Genomic DNA, 16,300 nt, shown 5'->3' with positions numbered 1-16,300 from the left:
GCCATCGGTATCGTCACCACCATTATCACATAGTTCATACGGCTGCGGCTTAACAGCTTCCGGTACCGGCTGTACTACAAGCTGTAGCTCTACGATGTCGAAACATTCTGTTTGGTCAGACCCTACCCTGATGTAGATCGTCTGCACGCCACCGGTAGTGAATGCCTCAACATTCGTATAGGCTGTAGTATTGGTAATAACATTGTTCACCGCATTGTAGAATGCATCATTATAAGTCTCGAACGGTACTGCCGTAACCACGTTGCCCAGCTGCGCCTCTATTTGAGCCAGTACAGGGTCAAGGTTAAATACGGTCACATCATCGTTATTCGGGTCGCATACATTAAGCGGCGCAGGCTCGGTAGCTATCGGTGCAGGAAGCACTTCAAGCTCCACAGGGCCAATCACAACACATTCGGTCAATGTATTCTCGATTCTCGCATAAATGGTAGTTGTAGGGGACATGTAAGTAGCAGGAAGTGCAGTAGCGTCGTCGCCAAGTGCAGCTTCATCAAGCGATGCATAGTAGGATACTGATACTCCCGATGCGCCCATGGTAACGATCTCGTCAAGTTCCATGAGGTCAAACTCACCAAGGCCAGGTTCTTCCTCACAGCTGAACAACGGCTCCATATTGGTATTGATAAGCGGAAGCGGGTTTACTACCAATTCAAATGATGATGTACTGTAGCAGCCGAAGTCGCTCTCTACCCTAACCCAGATCTGGGCATTTCCGCTTTCATAAGCTGTAACGTTGGTGATCCTGTCTACCTGCCCGTCTTCGGCACCTGCCAATGAAGTAAAGTAGGTTACTGTCACTTCAGGGTCCTGTGTCGCCTCGGCATTCTTGGTAGTAAGATCAAATATTTCAAGCCCGTCCGGCGAGTTATTGTCGTCACACACTACATAGTTTGTTACCTCAGGCACAGCAGGCCTTGCGTGAACTATAAGCAATACCTCCTCAACAGAATAACAGTTTGTTGTAGTACCTGTCTCAACTGCCCTGATAAAGATACTGCCCGGAGCACTTTGGTAAGCAGCAGGGTCATCTATGTCTTCTACCCCGCTCTGTGCAAGATCAAGTGTAGAGTGATAAGTAATGGTCAGGTTATCCGCACCGTTAACGACCTCTTCACCCGCAGGCACAAGGTTGAATGTCGTGAATCCGTCAAAATCATCATCACATTCCTCAAGATCGGTAGCAGGCACCAATACAGGTGAATTATTGATCGTTACCGTAAAGGTATACGTATCAGAACAGATAACATTAGTCCCGGTCTGGGCGCTAATGGTGATCTGCTGTGTTTCGGTTATCTCGTCGCCAACAGCTAACGGATCGTTGTTGGCATCAAAATAATCGCCTGCAGTAAGTGCGGGAAGTGTATAGCTTCCGCACACCTGCACATCGTCAGGAGTATCTACTTCAGGCGTTTCATTTACGGTCACCTCAAAGCTGTTCTGGTAAACGCAGGTATACGGAGCTGTACCTTCGATCTTGTACCTGTAAATAATTTGCGAATCAGTAATTACAGAGCCGTCGGCAAGTAATGTTCCTGTACCGTCCGCTCCGGTATAATAATCACCTTCGTCAAAAACAGGTAGTGTATAGCTGTCGCACACCTCTATGTCTTCAAGGTCTTCAAAGAATGGCTGAGGCGTTACTATAAGGTTAAACTGCGTAACACCATAGGCCAATGGGTTATTAGGGTCCTGTGCCCTTACGTATATAGTCTGTGTAGTACCGTTGAATGATGCCGGGGACTGGATAATATCTTCATCACCATTTTGGGCACCGGTCTCGGTAGTATGGTAAGTAATATCATAAATAGTCGGATCATCAAGGCCGGCCAGCATTTCATCCTCCTGGGCAGTAAGGTCGAATATTTCATGCGCATCATACGGTGCATCTTCACACACGTGTACTGTTTCCGGCTGGTTCAGCGGCACATTACAATCAAGTATATGAAGATCGAACTCCCTCACGGTAATACATGAGTTGTCAAAGCCCATCAGCGTCACGTAAATGGTTTGCCCGTCGGTACCCTGGTGGTTAGCCGGGAAAATGATACTGTCATTATCGTCGATCTGCTCCTCGCTTTCAAAATAGAAAACTTCATACATGTCAGGGTTCGGGATGGTAGACATCAACACATCGTAGTTTTCAGTCAGGTCAAATGTGGCCGTCCCGTTAGGGTTACCGCACACTGTAAGATCATTTGGCTGTGCCGCCTCAATTTCCGGACGGTACTCGATCCTCATTGAGTCGGTCAGGTTACACTCCGGTGCCGAAGGGAACGATGCCAGCACTGTATATATACCCGGCTCTGTAACTGTTATAGAAGTGGCAGTTATAGGGTTGTTCCCATCCATTAGCTGAACACCATTTTTTTCCCAGGTGATGTCAAAATCAGTTCCCGGCGTAAGGTTTACGGTAAGGGTGTACTCTTCGTCCGGGCAAAGTGCAGTTCCCGCAGCAATGGTAATATCATCCGGAAGTGTAGGCTGGCCAATGTCAAAGCTGCCTGCCGCAAGGAATACTGCCGAATCCCACGCATTGTCATTCCTGTCCCCTATTACCAGTTTTATATGATACAGGTCTCCCGGCTCCACTTGCGATGCAGCTACCATTTTAGTGGTCCTGCCGTCAAAATTGATAGGCGCGTTCTGCGCGATCGGCAATGCTGCGTTCTCGCCATACCAGGCACCAAAGAACCCAGGGTTTACCGATCCGCATCCGCCATTGTACATCGCGTTCCTTATCGTCGTCACCGAAATCGGCGTAGTTGTCGAAGGTACTACTGCCAGGTTGGTGGTTATGTTCGATGGTACGTGTGTAAGGAAAAAAGCAAAGGCATCTGTAAAGCTACACTGGAAGTCGCCGTACTCATCCGAAGCGAAAATGAATTCAAAGCTCATGTTCGATGACAATGGAATAAAGTCAAATTCTATCTTAGACACATCATTATAGCTGTTCACGAACGGGTCAAAGCCGGTGCTCTGGATATAAGCCAGCAACTGCGCGTCGCCACCCCAGTTCCCTGTACTTAACGGCATGCCGGAGTTTGGCCCTCCTGCCATCATGCTGTTCCCGGCATGCATGACCACGCCGCTCTTGACCGGGAAGGTTGAGTTATTTTTTTGAAAATAACCAATACCCATGTCGCCTGGGCCCGCACTCCAGGTTATATTCGAAATATCGATACATTGTACATCGATAAGCACATCCCTTACCAGCTCATCAATAGAGTACTGGTTTTGGGTCACGGTCACAAATTTTCCCCTCGGCGTATCCTCATCCACACATCCCAGGCAATCAGGGACCGGATCTGGGGTAGCCGAAGTTACCGTAACTGTATTTTTAAGCAGGTAGGTCGTGTCCGCGTAGTTTTCAGGAACAAATATCGTAACGGTATAAGTAACGCTTTCACCTGCAGGAAGTACCGGTATGGTATTTTGCATGGCGCCCGAGCCCGCCGCCTCGTTCCCGGCCCATGTCATCATCTGGATGTTTGCCGGTTTTGGGTCAGAAACAACAACATTATATGCATCGCTTGGCCCCGGGTTGCTAACGGTTATTGTATAAGTGGTCTGTTCATTGACCAAGTAGGTCGTTTGCCCATTAGTTTTCAGGGTTATAATATTAGCCAAAGGATTTGGCGTAGCGGTAACAGTACAGGTCGTACATCCCGGAACCGGGTCGGGGGTTGCGCTGGTAACCGTCACGGTATTGGTAATATTGGCTGTCGGGCTAAAGCCGCTCGGCACAGGTATTGTAAATGTATAGGTCACTATTTCATCTACGCCAAGAAGCGCAATGGTATCTATAAGGTCGCCCGTACCGCTTGCCCCATTGGTGGCTGTCCACGACGCATCGGCCGCAACAAGGCCCGCAGGGACTATATCCTGTACTGATATGTTCAGCGCAGGCGAGGGACCGTCATTGGTGACAGTGATCATATATATAGCATTGGTACCCGCTGTATATTGGGTGCCGGATGCAAGGGTTTTGGTCGTTATGATATTCGCCGATACAGCTTCAAGGTCAGTGTCGGTACAATCGGCACACGCAGGGGTCGGGTCAGTTGTATCCGAAGTAACAACGGTCTCGCTAACCAGGTCGCCTGTATGGCCCGCAGGCACATCAAGGTTGATGGTATAGGTAACCGACTCGCCAACGCCCAATGAAGCGATAGTATCATCGATCGCAATATCGGTACCCGAGGAACTGTTGCTTCCTGTCCATGAAAAACCGGTTATACCCGTTGGTATGGCATTGGACACATGCACGTTCGCTGCCGGAGCAGGCCCGTTGTTCGTAACCGTAACAGTATATACAGAACTGCCGCCGCCAAGGTAATACTCCTGGTCGTTCGTGTTGGTTACGGTAATATCCGCATACTCCGCCACATCGGTATCCGAGCATGCAATGCAATGCACCGTAGCCGGCACAGTGCCCACATTCAGGCTTACTCCCGCGGTTATAAGGTCATCATACGCGTCAGGCCATGGCCCCGCCGTTATGGTATAGGTTATGCTTTCGCCCTCCTCAATAAGAGGGATCGTTTCTATAGATAATTGCCCGGTGCCCGTTTCCGACCCCGAACCACCTTCGGAGGAAGTCCAGCTGATGGCCGCGCCGGTAGCAAGCGGGTCAAAGCCAAATTCAAACTCGATACTCTCTGCATCGCCCGGCCCGTCATTAGAAATAACAACGGTATACACCAGCGAGTTGCCCGGTCCCGGAGTATAAAATTCCTGTCCGTCGGTTACGCTCACGGTCACGTTAGGCCCTGACGGGGCAGTGTCCGTATCGGTACAACCGGTACAGGTAAAGTCTGCATCCGAAGGGCTCGTTACCTCAGCAGTGCTTACAAGGGTAGGATCTTCATGATCCGCAGGCACCATCAACGTTATGGTATAGGTCACCGTTTGTCCTGCCGCCAGGCTGTTGATCACATCCTGAAGCTCCTCATTGGTGCCTGATGAACCATTACTGCCTGTCCATGAAAACGCCGTTATGCCGGCAGGTATGGGATTGATCACCGCTACCTGGTTGGCCTCGAACGGACCTGTATTGGTTACGGTAAGGGTGTATACCGACTCATGCCCCGGTAGGTAATTATCGCGGTTATTAGTATTTAGCACTACAAGGTTAGCCTGGTTCGGTGCATCAGTATCGGTACACTGGGCGCATGCGGGTGTAGCAGGAACCGGGTCGGTAACCGAAACGTTCAGCGTTGTCTGGCTGGTAAGGCTGCCGGTGTAGGTGGCGGGAACATCAAAGCTAACGGTATAGGTAACCGTTCCTCCAACAGGAAGTACATTGATGATATTGTTCATTGCTGTAGTACCCGAAGCACCGTTGCCAGACCATGCAAAGTTGGTCATACCGGCAGGAATGGCATTCTGCACGCGCACCAGGTAGGCATCCTCAGGGCCATGGTTCGTTACGGTAACATTATAGGTCGAGGTTTCGCCCGGCACATAATTGGTTTGGTTATTGGTATTTATGACCTCCAGATCGGCACGGGACGCATACGTGACCCTTACATCGGGGATCTCGAGCTCGTAATCGCTTGGTATCCTTATATTGATAGTATAAGTAACAGTCTGGTTTACCGCAAGAGTAGGGATAGTATTACTTAGGTTGATATTGGTACCCGATGAGCCATTACTGCCCGTCCACCAAAATTTAAGTATCCCCGGCGGCATTGGGATATTTGCCGGAATGGCCATGAACACCAGCACGTTCGAAGCGGGTTGCGGCCCGGTGTTGGTAACCATCACCGTGTAGGTCATTACCTCTCCCTGGATATATACGCCATCAGGATTTGTGCTGAAAACAGAGATGTTCGATTGTGCCTTTGCACTAAGCATCCCCATAGCCAAAAAGAGAATTAGTAGTAGTTTCTTCATATAGCAGTTTTTATTATAGGCCGGTTGTTAAGAACTTGTTATTGATTCCAAAACAAATAGTTAATACGTACAAGGAACCAAATATAGATATTCAACAATACTTTTGTATAAAAATTCAAAAAAATCACAAATTCATTGAAATTTATTACACAAATAACTAGAGTAATTGGTATATTTTAGGAATAACATTTCAATACCTGATTTCCCTACCGATGGTTTTAAAATTTTTTTATACTAATTTTGCATAAAATAAAGATACATATGGAAACCGTAACTATAAAAACAACCCAAAACCCTGCTATACTGAAGTTTGAACTTAGCGAATTCATTGCCGGCAGCAGGAACTTTGAGTTTAAAAATATTGATGAGACAGCCAATTCACCCCTGGCCAAACAATTGTTCTACCTGCCGTTCGTAAAAACGGTTTACATTTCGGGCAACTTCATCGGTATTGAAAAATATTCCATCGTGGAGTGGGAGGATGTACAGGATGAGGTTGCCGAACAGATCGCCAAATTCATTAACGATGGCGGCATGATCGTAAAACAGGATGAAGAGACTTCTAAGAAAGTCCCTTCTACCGTTTATGTAGAAACTACACCCAACCCTGCCGTAATGAAATTCGTTTCGAACAGGCTGCTTTCTAAAACCACTGCCGAGTTCAAGAACATTGACGAAACGGCAGCGTCGCCGCTCGCGAAGGAGCTTTTCAAGTTCCCGTTCGTTAAGGAAGTGTTCATTGATGAGAACTACATTTCGATCACCAAGTATGCCGTGGCCGAATGGAGCGAGTTTACCGGAGAGGTGCGCACCTTTATCCGCGAATATATTGAGGCAGGCGATCCTGTTATCGACGAGTCGATGATACAGGCAACCCCGCAGGCCGAAAAGCAGAAAGAGGAATATTTCGACAACCTGGACAGCACTTCGCAGCGCATCATTAACATCCTGGAAGAATACGTCAAGCCTGCGGTACAGGGAGACGGCGGCAACATTGCTTTCGACTCCTATGACGAAAAGGAAAAACGCGTAAAAGTGATATTGCAGGGCGCGTGCAGCGGATGCCCGTCATCTACCTTTACCCTGAAAAGCGGTATTGAGAATATGCTGAAGGACATGCTCAATGATGAAGACATAAAAGTGGAAGCGCTCAACGCGTAACACATATTAACAAAAAAGCCCTTAATTGGGCTTTTTCTTTTTTTCATCTTTCTTCTTCTCCACCTTTTCCTTTTTTACCAATGTATTGGTCTTTTCATTATAGATGGCCTCCTCGATCTTTTTACCGGTCTTGCTGAATACTTTTATCTGAGGGTCTTCGTGCGTACCCGTTACCACTATAGGGATGCCTATCAATCCTCCGGGCGGAAGCCCCAGGCGTATGCGTAGGTCCAGCAGTCCGTCAAAGCTTGTAGTGCCTTTTATGGTCGGCCTGAAGACAGCGACCTTGAATGTAAAATCATCAATACGTATCAGGTTATTATCTATTGTTGTTTTTACAGTTATATCCTTCAGGTTGGGGTTATCCATCTCCTTAGAACCAGTTTTATCACTAATACCGCCAAACAATTTCAGGCCAACTACCTTTACATCCCTTACCGAGATCGTACCTCCACCTGCAAGTGATGGCATAATGGGACTCATGTTCCCATCGAGGTCGCCTGTGATCTTATAATCTACAGAGATGATACCCTCCGCTTTTTCGGCAGCGGTCACAAGGTCGTGGAACAGCGGTATCTCATTATAAGCCCGCTTCACGCTAAAATCCTTAGCCTTGAAATTGGCATCGAAACGCGCCGCCATAGGCGACTCATCCTTATAATTGCCATCGATGGTCACAGTACACCCAATAATATTGAAATTGGTATTTTCGAGATAGAGCCTTCCCTTATTCATGCCCACCTTACCTATCAGGTTATTGAGCACCAATCCATTATATTCCACCTTATCGGCGTTAGCAATGAGCGATACGTTCAGGTTCCGTGGCAGCACCACTACCCCGCTCATCTTCGGGTTCTCTTCTTTGGCATATTCCACTTCGGCTTTTCGGTCCTTGTTCTCGCCCTCTTTCAGCGCCATGAACTCATCAACAATGATGAGCTTCGACTTCAGGTTGAAGTTCCCCGCCAGCGTACCATTTGATACCAGAAAATAATTGATGGTATTGAGCAGGTAGCCATTGATCGAAAAATCGGACTTGCCGTACTTAGCCTTGAACTTGTCGAACCACATCTTTTCATTCTGGAAGGTAAAATACCCTTCGTTGATAAAAAATGCTTTCGGGAACAGCTCCGATGTGGTCTTTATGTTCTTCAGGACGAGGCTGCCCTTATTGTCCAGCTTATCATACTGCCCCGTAATAGCATAGCTTTGGCGGCCTTTCAGCGCGAGGTCGGCCTTGGCATAGCCGGTCACGTCCAACCCTTCCTGTTTGAATACTTTATAAATGCGCCCCACATTCAGCTCGCCTTTTATCCGGGCGGCATAGAAAAGGTCAGCAAAGTCCGATACGGTCGCATTTACATACACCGGATTGCCTTCGAACACGAATGAAGCGGGTGTAACTGCAACCTTCAGGTCTTCAAATGTGCCATTTCCGTTTTGAACGCTTGCGACGAATGTAATACCGGTAATAGGGTTCAGGTAATAGTCGGTTTTCAGCCATCCATTTTGCAGGTTGATGCCACCTTTGGCTTTCGGGAACAGTTTCTTTTCGGCGCTATATTGGCCATCGGCTTCAATATCGGTACGCAATATGCCGCGCAGCTCCATATTTTGCAATCCTACCGCCGCGTCCAGTGTTTTTAGGTCAAGAATGCCTTTTATGTTGGCCTTGACATCCATCTCGCTTAGCCCCTTAGTTTGCAGGAATGCGTGGAAGTGATCCTTCTCCCCTACCTTGAAGTCGAGCTTGCGGAGGTTGATGTTCAGCTTCTCTACATCAAGCGAAGGTAGCATGGCATTCAGGTCGAGGTTTAGATCGGTAAGCGGTACGGGCGCATTGGCATACTCCACCGATCCATCGGTCACCTTCAGGTTAAAACCAAGGTCGGGCTGTTGGTTGGTAGCAGCGTTGTACCGCCCCTTGAAGGTAAACAGCAAGTCGCTCCGTCCTTTTATTTTTGTTTCTTCGAGCCAGTTAAGGTATTGCGGCGGCAGGACTGATAACAGGTCTTTCACGGTAGTATTCTCTGAGGCCGCATCGATGTTGATGTTATAGCCATCGCGCAATATGGTGAATTCACCGGTAAATTCTACCGGCAGTTGGTTGATGCGCAACTCGTTCTTCTGCAATATGAACGACAGGGAATTGGTATTGATGCGGGTAATGAGGTCGGCGCGAAGGCTTTTCTTTTCGAGGTAGGGCACGCGGTCATAATAGAAGTCGACGGAATCGATGCGTGCGTCGGTCTGCAGGTCGAATACATCCTCGCTTAGGTCACCCTTGCCTACATAATTAAAGCCATAAGCATTGACCAGGATCTTGGCCGAACGGTCGTTGTAACGGATCCGGCAATTATCAAGATCGATACGGTCAAGCCTGATGGCCGTACCTTCGGAGAGCGTATCTTTTGGCTGGTCTTTTTCGGCTACATATACATTATAATTGGCTTCCCCTTTCTGGTTGACTATAACGTTGATGAAAGCATCTGACACATACAGCTCATCAATTTTCACTTCATTATCGAATATCAGCCTTTTTAAGTTGATGCCGAATGCCACCTGGTCGGCCTTTAGCAGCGTATCGTTGGCAAACGGCGCAGACCCTTTCAGGGAAAGATCATCGAGCGAAACGGTAAGCGACGGAAAGTGCGTGAAGAAGGATAGCCTCGACTTCGAGAAATCGAGTTCGGCCGCGAGGCTTTTATTAGCTAAAGCCTTTACCTGTTCAGACACCATCCCCGGGAAAAGCAATGGGATCAGGAACATCAACAGTAGTATCGACACTATGGTAATGCCGATCCACTTTCCTATTTTGAGCGCTATTTTTTTTACGGATGTTTTCATGGCATTGCAATTTAATTCTCGAATAAAATTAGATTTTTCCTATTAATAAGGCTTGCTATTTAACGTGATGTTAGTATATGGTCCAGGGTTCCGGGTTTAGAGTTACGGGTTAGCATTGCGTACGTAAAAAGCATTACCAATTTAATATCCTTTGGATTTCTGCGTTGTAAAGGGTAACTTTACTATTTCCATAACGGAAACCGCATGAACATGAAAAAAACAGCGCTTTTACTGGCCATGATCGGCACCTCACTAACATCCTGTAACCGAATGAACACATCAGCAACCATTGGCGACAATAACCCGCTGCTCGCAACTTTTGAGACACCTTACCAGGCACCGCCGTTCGACCTCATTAAAAATGACCATTACAAGCCGGCCATACTTGAAGGCATCCGCGTGCACCAGGGCGAGATCGATGCCATAGCCGCTGGCAAGGACGTGCCGACCTTTGAGAATACCATAGTAGCGCTGGAAAACTCGGGAACTTTGCTCAACCGGGTAAATACTATTTTCAATAATATTACTTCAGCAAATACCAACGATACGCTTCAGGCACTGGCGCAGGAGCTGGCACCCGAACTGTCTAAGCATAACGATAACATTTACCTCAACGAAAAGCTGTTCGCGCGCGTAAAGAAAGTTTGGGACACCCAGATGAACCTGAAGCTGACACCGGAGCAGGCCAAGCTTTTGGAGAAGAAATACAAAGCCTTCGTACGCAGTGGAGCTAACCTGAACGAAAAGCAAAAGGAAAGGCTGAGGGCGATCAATAGCGAATTGTCGGTACTTTCATTAAAATTCGGCGACAACGTGCTGGCCGATAACAACGCCTATCAATTGGTCATCGACAATAAAAAAGACCTGGCCGGGCTGCCGGATGAAGTGGTGCAAACCGCTGCCGACGATGCCAAAGCCGCCGGAAAAGATGGCAAATGGCTATTTACTCTACATAATGCAAGCGTAATGCCGTTCCTGCAATATGCCGATAACCGTGAGCTTCGCAAGAAAATCTGGATGGCCTACCAAAACCGCGGCAACAATGGCAACAAGATTGACAACCGCACCAATGTGGTACACATGGCCAGCCTGCGCAGCGAAAAGGCAAGGCTGTTAGGGTATGCCTCCCACGCCCACTATGTCCTGGAGGAGCGCATGGCCAAAACACCGGAGAATGTGTACAACCTTTTGGACCAGCTTTGGAAACCCGCTCTCGAAAAGGCAAAAGCCGAGGAAGCCGACATCAAAAAAATGATGGTGGCCGATGGCATAAAGGATGAAGTACAGCCCTATGACTGGCGCTACTATACCGAAAAGATACGCAAAGAACGCTACAGCCTGGACGAACAGGAGATCAAGCCCTACTTTAGTTTGGAAAATGTACGCAACGGGATCTTTGAAGTGACAAAGAATTTGTACGGACTGCAATTCAAAGAGCTGAAAGACGTACCCAAATACCATGAAGATGTAACTGTTTGGGAAGTATCGGAAAAAGACGGCAGGCACGTTGGACTGCTGTACATGGACTTTTTCCCCCGCGCCTCCAAAAGAGGTGGCGCATGGATGACTTCCTACCGCAAGGAAAAAATGACTGAAGGGAAACGTGTTGCCCCGATAATTTCTATCGTGTGCAATTTCTCAAAACCTACGGCGGGCAACCCTGCGCTACTTACTTTTGATGAGACCACCACATTCTTTCACGAATTTGGACATGCGCTGCACGGGCTGCTGAGCAATGTTACCTATGAAAGCCTGTCAGGCACCAGCGTGCCGACTGATTTTGTAGAACTGCCTTCGCAGATCATGGAGAACTGGGCAGCTGAGCCTGAGGTGCTGAAAATGTATGCGAAGCATTACAAGACAGGCGAAGTGATTCCTGATGCGCTGATACAGAAATTACAGGAGTCGGCTACTTTCGACCAGGGGTTTGCCACGGTAGAATATTTGGCGGCCTCCTATCTTGACCTGAATTACCATTCCTTAACCGGCGCGCTTACACAGAATATCGTACCATTTGAAGAAGCCGCAATGAAAAAGATCGGACTGCCATCGTCTATCATACCGCGCTATCGCAGCACCTACTATACCCATATTTTTAGTGGCGGGTATTCCGCAGGATATTACAGCTATATCTGGTCGGGTGTTTTGGATACCGATGCCTTTGATGCCTTTAAGCAAAAGTCATTGTTCGATGCGGCTACGGCCAAGTCCTTCCGCATTAATATCCTTGAAAAAGGCGGCACTGCCGATGCCGATGTAATGTACCGCACGTTCCGCGGGGCAGGGCCATCGATACAGCCATTGCTGAGGAAAAGGGGACTTGAAGCCATTAAGTAGAAACGCAGTGCCTGCATCTAAACGAAAATATTCTTTAAGAACGAAAGAGCCGTTGCAATGCAACGGCTCTTCGTTTTATAATATCGACACAGGCATTGTGCCTGCGTTAACCGTGGTATACCCGTGATGCCTCGATCTTTCCATCCCTTATTTCAAGGACTTCGGCAACACGCATATCATCTTCGCCCTGCAAGGTACGGGTATATTCCATAAATACACGATGCTCATTAGCAGTAAGCGAACTAACTTTATAATGTAAGGTCGGCAGCCTGTCGAAGGCATCCTGCCACCAGGTACGCATGGCATCATGTCCTTTAACGATACCGCCGGTTTCAGGTTGGCGTGCCTTTAGCTTCGGACTAAAATGTTCCGCGTCTTCGGCATAAAGGTCTAACAGGCGGTCCAGCTGTTTGGTATTAAAAGCCTCAAACCATTTCATGGCTATGTGCTCAATGTCGCGTGGCTGCACTCCTTATACGTTTTTAAGGTTGATCACTTCCTGATCGGTAAGGAACCTCCAGTTGCCGCGCGGCAGGTTTTTCTTGGTCAGTCCCGCGAACGATACCCGGTCTACCTTTAGCACATCGTACTTGAAGCTTTCGAATATGGCGCGCACCACTTTTACGTTCTGTGTGCGTAATTTCAGGCCGATCTCTGTTTTTGCCTCACCTTCAATGTAGCTTATCTCGTCAATGAAAAGTCGGTGCCCGTCCAGCGTCACGCCCGCGGCGATCTTTTCAAGGTCTTCATATTTAAGGTTCTTGTCGAGTGACACCTGGTATATTTTGAACGACTTTTGGTTTGGCAATGAGAATTTACGCACCATATCAGTGTCATTGGTAAAAATAAGCAAGCCGGTAGTGTTCTTATCCATGCGGCCTATCGGCTGTATCTTTGCCTTGGTAGCGGCACGGACAAGCTCCATTACATTGCGCATATCCATATCCTCGTCGCCCGACGTAGTGAAGTTCTTTGGCTTATTAAGGAGGATGTATTCTTTCTTTTCGGGGGTAATACGCACACCATCAAAATCTACCTCATCGGTAAGTTTTACAATGCGCCCCATTTCGGTAACCACCTGGCCATTCACCTTCACATTGCCCGACTGTATGTAAATATCAGCATCACGGCGTGAGCACATTCCTGAGTTGGAAATGTATTTGTTAAGGCGTATATCGTCCGGGTTGGTTTTTTTTGCCGCAGGTTTTGGCGCTGCCGGCTTCCTGTCAACAGGGCCTTTCCCTTTTATAAAGCCTGCTTTTTTGGGCGCTTTAGATGCATCACCCTCTTCAGGTTTTGCCACAGGTTTTGGCTTGCGTGCCTTGTTCATCGGTTTAGACGGGCCTGCGCTTTTCTTACGTGCGCCGCCGCTATTTCCCCTTCCGGAGCCGCCGCCCCTGTTACTGCCATTGTTCATTTGTAGAAATTATTTTGGCAAAGATAGTTTAATTTTTTTTGGAATGCAGAGAAGGTAAAACGGATGGTGCTGATCACGTGGACTTCACGATCTATTTTGAAAAAGATCATATCATCAACAGCAGCTTTCTGCCGTGTAGTACTACAGACGGATCGATAAGCACGATACAGAATACCCCGGTCACGATGAGGAATTTCAGGATGTTATGCAGGCGCACATAATTTTTTTGGGTCTCAGCTTTCCATAGCAGGCTTAAAAAGTAGATGATGACTATCATCCCACCATAAAAATAGATGTCCATATAACCGACATCATATACCTCTATCAATAGGAAAACCGGGATAACAGTTAAGAATGTCAGCCCCATTATAACGACCTTTGCGGTGCGTTCCCCGAACATTACCGGGATGGTACGGTAATCGGCCACGATGTCGCCTTTGAGGTTTTCCAGGTCCTTTATCAGCTCGCGTGTGAGGATCAGCAGGAACAGGAAGGTGGCATGGGCAAATATCACCTGATAAAAATTCTTGAAGTACATCAGGATGCCAAAGAATGGCAGCACAGCCAGTACCGCAGCGGTAAGGTTGCCAATGAGCGGATACCGCTTTAACTTGTGCGAGTAGAACCATATCAGGAAAATATAGGCCGAGAAAAACACTGCTGCCCTCCACGAAACCAGCCATGCCAACAGGAACACGATGAAGTTGAGCATGAAGTACACCCGAAGCTTGGTCGCCTGGCTCACCAGCCTGTCAAGCATGGATTTCTTAGGGCGGTTGATGAGGTCTTTTTGCGCGTCGTAAAAATTATTGATGATGTAGCCCGAAGCAATAGTGAGCGACGAAGCCAATACTATAAAAAACAAGTTCAGGTCAAGGATCACATCGAGCGCCCTTTCTTCGGGAGCCAATATGAATATAGCCGAAAGGTATTGCGCAAGGGCAATGATGGGAATATTGTAGCCACGCACCACCGAGAACATGCTGAGTACCTTCATGCGGGTGAGACGTGATCTTCTTGAGGCCATTTAATGATCTTCGGTTTTAATTGAACTGTAAAGATAGGAAGATATTGCGCGAAACACTGACTAAATGATGTTAAGACTGTTTCCCTACAATAGTTCTCAGCTTTCCGCCAGCCAGCATTACAGTAAACACAATAAAGATGAACACAACAACATTAAGCGCAGTTTCGATCATTGCGTTCCCTGTGAACAATAACCCTAATCTCCTTAAATAATCGTTGCCCGGCGCCATAAAGATCGCCAAAATATGCTGTGACGGAAGGATGAGCAGCAATAACGCAAATGTTATCAATGCTGCTTTTTTCATATACAGTTTCCGTATCCAAAATAACTGGCTTAATAAGAAATAGAGTATTGGAGATAAGAGTTGCCGAAACATAAAAGCGTCCCTGTCCCCGACTATTTCCATTGCTTTCATACGTTCATGCAAATCAAGGTAGCTTAACACAAAGTATAATATTCCCGCAATGCGTACCATCTGCACTCCGCTGAGGATGAACAAATCTTTGATGGCGATCACCTTTAGGTCTGAGGTTTTGATCAAGGCAATTATGGGAATAACAATGCCGAACCCGACAAAGACGGATCGCAGCATTATAGTAAATATATCGGTAACGCTGTGCACAGCTTAGAATTGATACACCACCTCCAGCTTATGCCCTTCCAGTGATCGTTTGGCTTTCTCAAGGTCTTCGGTAAAGCCCAAGATGTAGCCGCCACCGCCCGATCCGCAAAGTTTTAGGTAGTAATCGTTAGTATCAATGCCTTTTTGCCAAACAGAATGGAATTGTTCCGGGATCATGGGCTTGAAGTTACTCAGCACCACTTTGGAAAGTTTCTTGGTGTTGGAGAAAAGCGATTTGAAGTCGCCGTGCAGGAAGTTGTCCACACAGGCATCGGTATATTGTGCAAATTCTTTTTTGAACATGTCACGGAAGCCCTGCTCTTTCAGGCTTTCCATGAAGATGGAAACCATCGGTGCCGTCTCGCCTACGATACCCGAATCCAACAGGAATACCGCACCCTTGCCTGTAGTGCTCTGGGTTGGTATACCGGTAGTTTCGATATTGTCCTGCGAATTGATAAGTATTGGGATGCTCAAATAGCTGTTGAGCGGGTCAAGGCCCGAACTCTTGCCATGGAAGAAGGACTCCATCTGCCCGAATATCTTTTTGAGGTGCAGCATCTTATCCCTCGTAAGGTTCTCAAGCACGGTTATCTTGTCGTTGGCATAACGGTCGTAAATGGCCGCAACCAATGCGCCGCTGCTGCCCACGCCGTACCCTTGCGGAATGGTCGAATCGAAATACATGCCTTCCTCCAAATTCCTGTTAAGCGTATCGAGGTCGAATGTAACCAGTTCCGGCTGCTCTTTTTGAAGTGTTTCGAGAAACGCCGCAAAACGCTTCATGCTGGCATTGGACTTTTGGGCTTCCGCCGAATCCTTGCCTTCTATTTTGAGCGCGCCGTTGTAAAAATTATAGGGAATGGACAATCCTTTAGAATCCTTGATGATGCCATACTCTCCGAAGAGTAAGATTTTCGAGTAGAATAACGGTCCTTTCATGTATGTGCTATTGAGCTATAAAGGTACGATA

At 47.5% G+C, this 16,300-nt stretch carries 9 protein-coding genes; 2 read left to right on the top strand and 7 right to left on the bottom strand.

Annotated elements, in window-relative coordinates; genetic code table 11:
• Positions 1 to 5,916: choice-of-anchor L domain-containing protein (locus ACT6R0_RS12720; protein WP_444667398.1), on the bottom strand; the 5,916-nt coding region annotated here is incomplete at its 3' end.
• A 261-nt stretch (positions 5,917 to 6,177) separates the two neighbouring features.
• Between ACT6R0_RS12720 and ACT6R0_RS12715 the strand changes: the two genes are divergently transcribed.
• On the top strand, positions 6,178 to 7,077 hold the full coding sequence (locus tag ACT6R0_RS12715; protein WP_444653829.1) for a NifU family protein: 900 nt from the start codon (positions 6,178 to 6,180) through the stop codon (positions 7,075 to 7,077).
• A 21-nt stretch (positions 7,078 to 7,098) separates the two neighbouring features.
• Here ACT6R0_RS12715 and ACT6R0_RS12710 read toward each other — a convergent pair whose 3' ends face one another.
• Positions 7,099 to 9,924, bottom strand: a complete 2,826-nt coding sequence (locus tag ACT6R0_RS12710; protein WP_444653828.1) for an AsmA family protein — start codon at positions 9,922 to 9,924, stop codon at positions 7,099 to 7,101.
• A 210-nt stretch (positions 9,925 to 10,134) separates the two neighbouring features.
• On the opposite strand from ACT6R0_RS12710, the gene ACT6R0_RS12705 reads away from it, so the two are divergent.
• Positions 10,135 to 12,261: a M3 family metallopeptidase gene (locus ACT6R0_RS12705; RefSeq protein WP_444653827.1), complete on the top strand. Its 2,127-nt coding sequence runs from the start codon at positions 10,135 to 10,137 to the stop codon at positions 12,259 to 12,261.
• A gap of 106 nt (positions 12,262 to 12,367) precedes the next feature.
• Here the strand turns inward: ACT6R0_RS12705 and ACT6R0_RS12700 are convergent, their stop codons facing one another.
• From ACT6R0_RS12700 to ACT6R0_RS12680, 5 genes are all read right to left on the bottom strand, one after another.
• Positions 12,368 to 12,730, bottom strand: coding sequence for a nuclear transport factor 2 family protein (locus ACT6R0_RS12700; protein ID WP_444653825.1), 363 nt, complete (start codon positions 12,728 to 12,730; stop codon positions 12,368 to 12,370).
• Between the two features lie 3 nt (positions 12,731 to 12,733).
• Entirely contained in the window at positions 12,734 to 13,678 is a 945-nt protein-coding gene (locus ACT6R0_RS12695) for a pseudouridine synthase (protein WP_444653824.1), read from the bottom strand.
• A 106-nt stretch (positions 13,679 to 13,784) separates the two neighbouring features.
• Positions 13,785 to 14,705: a geranylgeranylglycerol-phosphate geranylgeranyltransferase gene (locus ACT6R0_RS12690; protein ID WP_444653822.1), complete on the bottom strand. Its 921-nt coding sequence runs from the start codon at positions 14,703 to 14,705 to the stop codon at positions 13,785 to 13,787.
• A gap of 70 nt (positions 14,706 to 14,775) precedes the next feature.
• Positions 14,776 to 15,009, bottom strand: coding sequence for a hypothetical protein (locus ACT6R0_RS12685; RefSeq protein ID WP_444655631.1), 234 nt, complete (start codon positions 15,007 to 15,009; stop codon positions 14,776 to 14,778).
• A 321-nt stretch (positions 15,010 to 15,330) separates the two neighbouring features.
• Positions 15,331 to 16,269 carry a mevalonate kinase family protein gene (locus ACT6R0_RS12680; RefSeq protein ID WP_444653820.1) on the bottom strand — a complete coding sequence of 313 codons (939 nt, stop codon included), beginning with the start codon at positions 16,267 to 16,269 and terminating at the stop codon, positions 15,331 to 15,333.
• Positions 16,270 to 16,300 lie beyond the last annotated feature (31 nt).

The sequence above is a fragment of the Flavobacterium sp. genome (assembly GCF_052437795.1).
Taxonomy (GTDB): Bacteria; Bacteroidota; Bacteroidia; order Flavobacteriales; family Flavobacteriaceae; genus Flavobacterium.
The sequence above is the reverse complement of the archived record's forward strand: the minus strand, read 5'-3'. Positions and strand labels throughout refer to the sequence as shown.